The organism is Synechococcus sp. R6-10 (genome assembly GCF_047461815.1).
Taxonomy (GTDB): domain Bacteria; phylum Cyanobacteriota; class Cyanobacteriia; order Thermostichales; family Thermostichaceae; genus Thermostichus.
Genome location: NZ_JANSHW010000658.1, coordinates 1 through 2,540, shown reverse-complemented (window position 1 = coordinate 2,540; position 2,540 = coordinate 1). Strand labels below are relative to the sequence as shown.

Here is a 2,540-nt window from a genome sequence, read left to right as displayed (position 1 = left end):
CTCCAGGGCAAACTCTGAACTAGCCAAGGGATCCCGCTGTGTTGGATTGAGGTTTGGGTTCTGGCTCGGAAGAGTTTTGATTTGCCTGCCGAACTTTTTTGGCTCCTGCATGCTAACAAAAGCTAGCATCTTTCACCAATGCAGATTGCCGGAACAGGGCAGTTCTGCCCAAGCAGGCAGGAAAACCCCACATGCGCCATTGCGGTCTCGGTGCAACCGCGATCCCCTGCAGCAAAACTCATTCCAAAGCCCAGACTTCCGGCAGAAGCCGCCCTCTACGAGCAAAGTGTACGGGCAAAGTGAGGGTAGAGCGTATATCATTACCCCTTCGGCTGGGCAATGTCGAACTCGGCGTCGTAGTCGAAGTCCTCGTCCTCGTCAGCCCAGTCTTCCTCCAGCCTCTCGTCTCCCGCCAGCTCCTCTTCCTCCAAGCGGCGCTTTTCTTCGTATTCCTCATCCTCTAGGCCCAAAGCAGCCCGCTCTGCCCGCCGCTGGAAGCGCTCCAGTGCCGCTGGAGTGATGAAGGGATAGGGCAACCCTTGCGCTTGGGCCTCCTCCAGCGCTGCGCGGTAGCTCTCCACTTCCTTGATGTCGATTTTCCAACCGGTGAGGCGGGCTGCCAGGCGCACATTTTGCCCCTCTTTGCCAATGGCCAAACTGAGCTGGTCGCTGTTGACCAACACATGAGCTTGCTGGATTTCCGGATCCACCAGCCGCACCTCCACCACCTTGGCCGGGCTGAGGGCATTGGCAATGTAAGTGGCAGGATCCGGCGACCAGCGGATGACATCGATTTTCTCGTTGCGCAGCTCTGCTACCACCGCCTGAATCCGGGATCCCCTCGCGCCAATACAGGCCCCCACTGGATCCACGTCCCGCTCCACCGTATCGACCGCAATCTTGGTACGTGGCCCCACATTTCGGGAAGGGGGGTTGGCCTCCCGCGCCACTGCCACAATCCGCACGATATCCTCTTCAATTTCTGGCACCTCGTTGGCAAACAGGTTCACCACCAAGCCAGCATCGGCCCGGGAAACCAAAAGCTGTGGCCCCCGCCGGGATCCCTCATAGACTTTCTTGAGATAGACCTTCATCACCGCGTTGGGAGTGTAGCGATCGCTGGCCAGCTGTTCCTTCTTGGGCAGTTCTGCTTCCACCTCAGGTTGTCCGAAACCGCTGGATACCGACATGATCACCGTCTGCCGCTCGGTGCGCAGCACCCGTGCCTGCAGTACGGTTTTTTCCAGATCGCGGAACTCTTCCTGAATCAGACGGCGCTGCTGATCCCGTAACTTTTGCGCCAGCACCTGCTTGGTTTGGATGGCCGCCATGCGGCCAAATTCCGCCTGTTGTGGGGTGACATCATCTGTGACTTCCCAGCCTACTTCGGCTTCTGGGTAATCCTGCTGCACATCGTACAGAGAGATCTCATGGTCGGGGTTTTGCACCTGCTCAACGATGGCTTTGGTGGCCAAAACGCGAAAGCCTCCTGCCTCCACATCCAACTCCACATCGAAATTGCGGAAGTGGTCTTCTGCAAAGACCACATCTCGCTGGATGGTTTTGCGGTAGCGTTCGTAGCCCTTGAGCAGCGCCTCTCGCAGGGCATCGGTGACCACATGGCGGGGCAAGTTGCGCTCCCGCGAGATCATCTCCACCATTTCCGCCAAACCCGGCAGAGGCACCATCGCCATAACCACTGTCCTCCTGCACAAACTTCGTGAAACTTGCTGTTGCTATTGCTCCACAGCGGGAACTGAACCCGCATCTCTGATGCGAAGGGAGGGCCGCACCACCTGCGGTCAAACGCTCTCTCTATCTCCGGTCTCCTAGTCAGTTTCCGATGAGAGGGCAACCCGCTGCACCGAAGCGCGGGGCAACTGAACTCGCCGCCCCTTGAGGGATAAGGCAACCCTCTCCTCATCCCGACCCAGCAGGTGTCCTGACCAAACGGCTTTGCCCTTGTAGGGTGGATCCAAGGTCACCTCCACCGCAAACCCTTTGAAAACCACAAAGTCGCGATCGCTGGTGAGAAGGTTGCTGATGCCAGGGCTGGACACCTCCAACACATACTGGCCTGGGATCAGATCCACCCGATCCAGCTCGACTTCTAAGGCTTGGCTCATGGCTTCGCAATCGGCATGGCTGGTTTCTCGGTCGGGATCCAGTGGGCGGATATCCACCCGCAGAACTGGCGGATGCTGGTTGGTGTGGAAAACCATCTGCACCAACTGGTATCCCAGTTGAGCGGCCAAGGGACGGGCCAAGCTCTCCAACTGCGGAATAAGAGGGTGAACCATAACCTACTCGTCACCAACCCGGTGCTGCAGCCAGATCCAAACCCCTTGGAGCCGGAGCCGGCAAAGGGGACAGTAAGCCTCCTCAAAAAGCAAAGAAGTGGGTACCACCCACTCCCCGTTGCTATCGCGGAGCTCCTTGAGGCTCGCCCAGAATCAGTACAGACTTCGAGCGCATCCCCCCTACCTCCTAATTTAGAAGATCTCCTCCGGTTTTGTCATGGGGATCCCCAAAAGGCAACA

At 58.0% G+C, this 2,540-nt stretch carries 2 protein-coding genes; both read right to left on the bottom strand.

Going from position 1 to position 2,540, the window contains the following annotated elements; genetic code table 11:
- Positions 1-320 precede the first annotated feature (320 nt).
- Positions 321-1,694: a transcription termination factor NusA gene (nusA, locus tag NW837_RS15105; RefSeq protein WP_414332437.1), complete on the bottom strand. Its 1,374-nt coding sequence runs from the start codon at positions 1,692-1,694 to the stop codon at positions 321-323.
- A 135-nt stretch (positions 1,695-1,829) separates the two neighbouring features.
- Positions 1,830-2,300 (bottom strand): ribosome maturation factor RimP, encoded by a 471-nt coding sequence (rimP, locus tag NW837_RS15100; RefSeq protein WP_011433822.1) that lies wholly within the window; start codon positions 2,298-2,300, stop codon positions 1,830-1,832.
- Positions 2,301-2,540: the final 240 nt, after the last annotated feature.